Source organism: Pantoea sp. 18069 (genome assembly GCF_902706035.1).
GTDB lineage: Bacteria > Pseudomonadota > Gammaproteobacteria > Burkholderiales > Burkholderiaceae_C > Comamonas.
This window is the reverse complement of the sequence record NZ_CACSJA010000013.1, coordinates 139,945-146,985: the sequence shown is the minus strand read 5'-3', so window position 1 is coordinate 146,985 and position 7,041 is coordinate 139,945. Positions and strand designations below refer to the sequence as shown.

General features: G+C 65.3%; 8 protein-coding genes. All 8 read left to right on the top strand.

Annotated elements, in window-relative coordinates:
• Positions 1-123: 123 nt before the first annotated feature.
• Positions 124-1,068 (top strand): ACP S-malonyltransferase, encoded by a 945-nt coding sequence (fabD, locus tag GVL12_RS12730; protein ID WP_159914489.1) that lies wholly within the window; start codon positions 124-126, stop codon positions 1,066-1,068.
• Positions 1,065-1,805, top strand: coding sequence for a 3-oxoacyl-ACP reductase FabG (fabG, locus tag GVL12_RS12725; protein ID WP_159914487.1), 741 nt, complete (start codon positions 1,065-1,067; stop codon positions 1,803-1,805). The genes fabD and fabG overlap by 4 nt, the downstream gene beginning before the upstream one ends.
• A 102-nt stretch (positions 1,806-1,907) precedes the next feature.
• Complete coding sequence (acpP, locus tag GVL12_RS12720; RefSeq protein ID WP_048441207.1) at positions 1,908-2,147, top strand: acyl carrier protein; 240 nt, start codon at positions 1,908-1,910, stop codon at positions 2,145-2,147.
• Between the two features lie 37 nt (positions 2,148-2,184).
• The gene (fabF, locus tag GVL12_RS12715) at positions 2,185-3,429 is read left to right on the top strand and encodes a beta-ketoacyl-ACP synthase II (protein WP_159914485.1); all 1,245 of its coding nucleotides are present in this window, start codon (positions 2,185-2,187) and stop codon (positions 3,427-3,429) included.
• A gap of 87 nt (positions 3,430-3,516) precedes the next feature.
• Positions 3,517-3,975: a hypothetical protein gene (locus tag GVL12_RS12710; RefSeq protein ID WP_159914483.1), complete on the top strand. Its 459-nt coding sequence runs from the start codon at positions 3,517-3,519 to the stop codon at positions 3,973-3,975.
• Between the two features lie 53 nt (positions 3,976-4,028).
• Positions 4,029-4,658 carry an RNA polymerase sigma factor RpoE gene (gene rpoE / locus GVL12_RS12705; RefSeq protein ID WP_159914481.1) on the top strand — a complete coding sequence of 210 codons (630 nt, stop codon included), beginning with the start codon at positions 4,029-4,031 and terminating at the stop codon, positions 4,656-4,658.
• A 47-nt stretch (positions 4,659-4,705) separates the two neighbouring features.
• On the top strand, positions 4,706-5,326 hold the full coding sequence (locus GVL12_RS12700) for a sigma-E factor negative regulatory protein (protein WP_159914479.1): 621 nt from the start codon (positions 4,706-4,708) through the stop codon (positions 5,324-5,326).
• Positions 5,327-5,509: 183 nt separating this feature from the next.
• Positions 5,510-6,940, top strand: coding sequence for a Do family serine endopeptidase (locus GVL12_RS12695; protein ID WP_200843721.1), 1,431 nt, complete (start codon positions 5,510-5,512; stop codon positions 6,938-6,940).
• Positions 6,941-7,041: the final 101 nt, after the last annotated feature.

The window sequence follows — 7,041 nt, the reverse complement described above, 5'->3', positions numbered from 1 at the left end:
GGCGGGGGCTTTACCTGGGGCGCGGTGCTGCTCAAGCTGTAACCGCAGGCGGGCAGTGCCGCATTGCACTGCCGGGGCGGCGTGGCCGCCCTTTTTTTCAAAATCAAAAGCAAGACCATGAGCATGAAGAAATTTGCATTTGTCTTTCCTGGTCAGGGCTCGCAATCCGTGGGCATGCTGGACGCATGGCAGGGCCATCCCGTGGTCGTCCAGACCCTGGCCGAAGCATCGGATGCGCTGGGCGAGGACGTCGCCCGCCTGATCCATGAAGGCCCCAAGGAAGCGCTGGCGCTGACCACCAACACCCAGCCGGTGATGCTGGTCGCGGCGGTCGCCGCATGGCGCGTCTGGTGCGCCGAAGGCGGAGCGCAGCCCGCGGCCCTGGCCGGACATTCGCTGGGCGAGTATTCGGCCTTGGTCGCTTCGGGCGTGCTGACGCTGGCCCAGGCCGCGCCGCTGGTGCGCCTGCGCGCCCAGGCCATGCAGGAGGCCGTGCCTGTCGGCACGGGCGCAATGGCCGCCATCCTTGGAATGAATGCCGACGCCGTGAAGGCCAGCTGTGCGGAAGTCACGGCGAGCCTGGGCGGGGCTGAAGTGGTCGAGGCGGTGAACTTCAACGATCCTTCGCAGACCGTGATCGCCGGCAGCAAGCTCGCCGTCGAAAAGGCCTGCGAGGCCCTCAAGGCAGCGGGCGCCAAGCGCGCGCTGCCGCTGCCGGTCTCGGCACCGTTCCATTCGAGCCTGATGAAGCCCGCGGCCGAAAAGCTGCGCGTCGCGCTCGCGCAGACGGCGTTTGCCGCGCCCCAGATCCCGGTGATCAACAACATCGACGTCGCGGTGCAGACCGAGGCCGATGCCGTTCGCGATGCCTTGTACCGCCAGGCCTTCGGCCCGGTGCGCTGGGTCGAGTGCGTGCAGGCCATGAAGGCCCGCGGCATCACCCATCTGGTCGAATGCGGCCCGGGCAAGGTGCTCGCGGGACTGACGCGGCGCATCGACGCCGAACTCGTGGGCGCAGCCCTGTACGATCCGGTCACATTGGCCGAAGTGAAGGAATTGTTCGCATGACAGAAACCAAGCCCCAAGTTGCCCTCGTGACCGGTGCCACGCGTGGCATTGGCGCAGCGATCGCGCTGGAACTGGCCGGTCGCGGCTACCAGGTGGTCGGCACGGCCACCTCCGACAGCGGTGCCGAACGCATCACCGAGGCCCTCGCGGCCTTCCCCGGTTGCCGGGGCGTGAACCTCAACGTCACCGACGGCGCAGCCGTCGAGGCGCTGATCGACAGCATCGTCAAGACCCAGGGCGGTCTGCAGGTGCTGGTCAACAACGCGGGCATCACGCGCGATCAGCTGGCCATGCGCATGAAGGACGAAGACTGGGATGCGGTGATTGACACCAATCTCAAAGCGGTCTTTCGGGTCAGCCGCGCCGCCATCCGCCCGATGATGAAGCAGCGCTTTGGCCGTATCATTTCGATCACCAGCGTGGTCGGCGCATCGGGCAATCCCGGTCAGGCCAACTACGCCGCTGCCAAGGCCGGCGTGGCCGGCATGACGCGCGCCCTGGCGCGCGAGCTCGGCAGCCGCAGCATCACCGTCAACTGCGTGGCCCCCGGTTTCATTGAGACCGACATGACCGCGCAGCTGCCGCAGGAGCAGCGCCAGGCGCTGCAATCCCAGATTGCCCTGGGGCAATTGGGTCAGCCGTCCGACATCGCACACGCCGTCGCCTACCTCGCATCCACGGGTGCGGGCTACGTGACAGGCCAGGAATTGCATGTCAACGGTGGCATGTATATGTAATTGTCAAGTGTCAACGCCGTATATCCGAGCGGCAGGCTGCACAGGGGTTTTGCTCTATGCGGCTAGAATCGCGGATTCATTCACAACCCCCAGAGGGAAACCATGAGCGATATCGAAGCACGTGTCAAAAAAATCATTGCCGAACAACTTGGCGTGGAAGAGTCTCAAGTCACCAGCGAAAAGGCCTTCGTGGCTGACCTGGGCGCAGACTCGCTGGACACCGTGGAACTGGTGATGGCTTTGGAAGACGAGTTCGGCATCGAGATTCCCGACGAAGACGCCGAGAAGATCACGACGGTGCAAAACGCCATCGATTACGCCAATACCCACCAAAAGGCCTAAGGCCTACGCACCGAGCGTTCAGTAGAAAGTTTTACGCATGAGCCGTCGTCGCGTTGTCGTGACCGGCCTGGGTTGCATCAGCCCCGTGGGTAACACGGTGGCGGATGCCTGGGCCAATATTTTGGCCGGCCAGTCCGGAATTGACCTCATCACCAAGTTCGATGCCTCGAACTTTTCCTGCAAGATCGCAGGTGAGGTCAAGGGGTTTGATGTCGAGTCCTATATCAGCGCAAAAGATGCGCGGGGAATGGACAGCTTCATCCACTATGGCATTGCGGCTGCGGCGCAAGCCGTGCAGGATGCGGGTTTGCCTACGGGCGAAGCCTTGTCCGACGAATTCGCCACGCGCATTGCGTGCGTGGTGGGTTCAGGTATTGGTGGCCTGCCTCTGATTGAAAACACCCAGATAGAACTGGGTAACCGCGGCCCGCGCCGCATCACGCCGTTCTTCGTGCCCGCGTCCATCATCAACATGGTGGCCGGACATGTGTCCATGCGTTTTGGCTTCAAGGGGCCGAATCTCGCTGTGGTCACGGCATGTACCACCGGACTGCATTGCATCGGTGAAGCGGGTCGCATGATTGAGTACGGCGACGCCGATGTGGTGATCGCCGGCGGCACGGAAGCGACAGTCTCGCCTTTGGGCGTCGGCGGTTTTGCCGCGATGCGCGCGCTTTCCACGCGCAATGACGATCCGAAGACGGCTTCGCGCCCCTGGGACAAGGACCGTGACGGTTTTGTGCTGGGCGAGGGTGCAGGCATGCTGGTGCTCGAAGAGTACGAACATGCCAAGGCCCGCGGTGCCAAGATTTACGCCGAACTGGCGGGCTTCGGCATGAGTGCCGACGCCGGTCACATGACGGCGCCCAACATGGACGGCCCACGCCGCGCCATGCTCAACGCCATGCGCAATGCAGGAATCAACGCCGACCAGGTGGATTATCTCAATGCCCATGGCACTTCCACGCCTCTGGGCGACCTCAACGAGACGCATGCCATCAAGGCCGCGCTCGGCGACCATGCGAAGAACATGGTGGTGAGTTCGACCAAGTCGATGACCGGTCACCTGCTCGGTGGCGCGGGCGGCATCGAAAGCGTGTTCACCGTGCTCGCGCTGCACCACCAGAAGGTGCCGCCGACGATCAACATCTTCTCGCAGGATCCGGAATGCGATCTTGACTACTGTGCGAACACCGCACGGGACATGAAGATCGACGTGGCGCTGAAGAACAACTTCGGTTTCGGCGGGACCAATGGCTCGCTGATCTTCAAGCGGATCTGATCACTCTTTCAGCCGCTGCACCATGCCCAGGCGCCGCTCTCCCGCACATATGTCGGTGAGTCGGCGCCTTTTTCATGGGGCGCTGCCATGATACGCAACGCGCCCGGGCGCCTGCGCTATGCGCTGGTGCGGCCGCCTTCGGCGCTGGGCTGGGGGCTGTTCGCCATTGCCGTGCTGGGCGCGGCGGTGCTGCTGCTGTGGGCGCTGCAGGGCACGGGCGCCAGGCCCTGGCCGGCGGCGCTGGGCCTGCTGCTGTGGCTTGCGGTGGGCGCGGGCGCGCGGCGCTGCTGGCGGCACTGGCCCGAGGGGCTGCTCGAGTGGGACGGCGACCAGTGGTGGCTGCAGTGCCGGCGCGGCGCGCGACCCCTGGCATTGCCCGAAGCACCCCAGGTCTGCTGGGACGGCCAGGAGTTCCTGCTGCTGCGCGCCCCCGGATCTTTGCCGGGCGGCCGCTGGCTATGGCTGCACCGCGCCAGCGCGCCCGCATTGTGGGGGGATCTCAGGCGTACGGTATATTGGCGCCCCCGACCTGCCCGGAGTGCATGACGCCGTGAATCCGGCCCGTCATGCGCGATACTAGGCTGGCCCTGAACGATTCCATGAAGCCTTTTGTGACTCCTCCCTCCACCAGCGACAGCGACCTCCAATTGGTGGAGCGGACCAATGCCGGGGACCAGCGGGCCTTCGAGCTGCTGGTGATCAAGTACCAGCGCCGCATCGAACGCTTGATCGCGCGCATGGTGCGCGATACCGACCAGGTCCAGGACATCGCCCAGGAAACGTTCATCCGTGCCTACCGCGCGCTGCACCAGTTCCGCGGCGAAGCCCAGTTCTACACCTGGCTCTACCGGATCGCGGTCAACACCGCGAAGAAGGCGCTGCTGGACATGAAGCGCAATCCGGTGGTCTCCGAGTCGGCGCTGCGCAGTCAGGGCGATGAAGATGAAACTTCTCACCTCGGACAAGAACTAACTACGGACGAGACTCCGGAAACCGTTCTTGCGGCGCAGGAAATCGCGCAGGCGGTGAATGCCGCGATGCAGGCCCTGCCCGAGGAGTTGCGTCAGGCGGTGACGCTGCGGGAGATCGAAGGCTTGAGCTACGAGGAAATTTCCGCGGCGATGGGGTGTCCTATCGGCACGGTGCGTTCGCGCATCTTTCGTGCACGTGAGGCGATTTCCGCGCGGGTCAAACCCATGCTGGAAAACCAGACGGGCAAGCGTTGGTAGTGGTGGACGTAGCCGGCTCTGAGCAGCGGGCGCAGGTGGATGACATCATGAATGAAGATCTGAACCAAAGTCAAAGAGAACAGTTGTCGGCGCTGGCCGACGGGGAGCTCGCGGCCGACGACATCGCGCAGGCGCTGGCGTTTGCCGACAGCGATACCGGTCGCCAGACCTGGCAGCTGTACCAGCTCGTCGGCGATGTGCTGCGTTCGCCGGAACTGGCCCACCATGCCCAGCACGACGTGCTTTCGGGCGTGCGGGCGCAGCTGGCGAAGGAGCCGCGTCCGCGCCTGCAGTCCGAGCCGCTGGTGCCGGTTGCCGCAGTGCGCGGGCCGGACCGGGCCGCGAACAGCGCCGTCTTCCGCTGGAAGGTGGCCGCAGGCATGGCCTCGGTGGCGGCCGTGGCCGCGTTTGCCTGGAGTTCGCTGCTCACCAGCGGCGAAGGCGCATCGGCGGGCGCGCAACTCGCCCAGGGCGGCGCGCCCCAGCAGTCGGTGCCCACGGAGATCGTGGCCATGCAGGCAGGCGACGGCGCGCCGGTGATGCTGCGCGACCCGCGCCTCGATGAACTGCTCGCGGCCCACCGCCAGTACAGCAGCGTCGCGGCGCTGCAGATGCCGGCCAACTTCCTGCGCAACGCGGGCTTTTCGGACGCTTCGGCGCGTCGCTGAACGCCGCACGCATGGCCGCTGTCGAGGGCGGCGATGCGTGCATGATGGCGCAGAACCTGCGCGCCGCAGGGAACCAAATCGCGCCAGCGCTTTCCAAACTGTGTTTGCATCGAGAATCGTGAAAGGTTGAGAATGTCCCATACCTCCTGGAGATCGGCCCGTTCCTGCGTGCTGGCATCGGTCATGACGGTCGCTTCCGTCGGCGCCATCCTGCCTTTGCCCGCGTTGGCGCAGGCATCCGCGACGGCCGTGCGCGGCCTGCCGGACTTTACTGAACTGGTGGAGCAGGTCGGGCCTTCGGTGGTCAACATTCGCACCCTGGAGAAAGTCACGAACCGCGGCGCAGCGAGCGGCATGGACGAAGACATGCTGGAGTTCTTCCGGCGTTTCGGCGTGCCCATTCCCAATCTGCCCCAGCGCCCCCAGCGACCCCAGCAGCCGCAGCAGCCCGACGAAGAGCAGCCGCGCGGCGTGGGCTCGGGCTTCATCCTGACGCAGGACGGCTATGTGATGACCAATGCGCATGTGGTCGAAGGCGCGTCCGAAGTCATCGTGACGCTGACCGACAAGCGTGAATTCAAGGCCAAGATTGTCGGTTCGGACAAGCGCACCGACGTGGCTGTGGTGAAGATCGAGGCCACGGGCCTGCCCGCGGTCAAGGTCGGCGACGTCAATCGCCTCAAGGTCGGCGAATGGGTGATGGCGATCGGTTCGCCTTTCGGCCTCGAGAACAGTGTGACCGCAGGCATCGTCAGCGCCAAGCAGCGCGATACCGGCGAATACATTCCCTTCATCCAGACCGACGTGGCCATCAACCCCGGCAATTCGGGTGGCCCGCTGATCAACCTGCGCGGCGAAGTGGTCGGCATCAACAGCCAGATCTATTCGCGCTCTGGCGGCTTCATGGGCATATCGTTTGCGATTCCCATGGACGAGGCGATTCGCGTCAGCGACCAGCTGCGCACCACGGGCAAGGTCACGCGCGGACGCATAGGCGTGCAGATCGGCGCCGTGACCAAGGATGTCGCCGAATCCATAGGCCTGGGCAAGGCCCAGGGCGCGCTGGTCAGCGCCGTCGAAGCCGGCTCGCCGGCCGAGAAGGCGGGCATAGAGCCCGGCGACGTGATCACGCGCTATGAAGGCAAGGCCATAGAGAAATTCGGCGACCTGCCGCGCATGGTCGGCAACACCAAGCCCGGCACCAAGAGCGCGATCACGGTGTTCCGCCGCGGCAGCCAGCGCGACCTGAGCATCACCATCGCCGAAGTCGAGCCCGATGAGAAGACCGCCGTGGCCGCGGCTGCGAGCGAGGACACGCCGGCCAAGTCGTCGGCCGCCGCCCAGCAGCTGGGCCTGGGCGTCGCCGAGCTGACCGAAGCGCAGAAGAAGGAGCTCAAGGTCAAGGGCGGCGTGCGCGTGGTATCGAGCGAAGGCGCGGCGGCGCGTGCCGGGCTGCGCGAAGGCGATGTGCTGCTGGCCGTGGCGAACACCGAAATCGCGGGCCTCAAGAGCTTTGAAGCCGCGCTGGCCAAGGCCGATAAGGCCAAGCCCATCAACCTGCTGGTGCGCCGCGGCGAATGGGCGCAGTACGTGCTGATCCGCCCTGTGCGCTGAGCGCCGGCGGTGGACAGGCGCCAATCCCTGGAGAAGCGCTTGAGCCACCAATACGCGGCCCGTGGCGCATTGGGTAGAATCGCCTGTTGCGGCCTCGACGG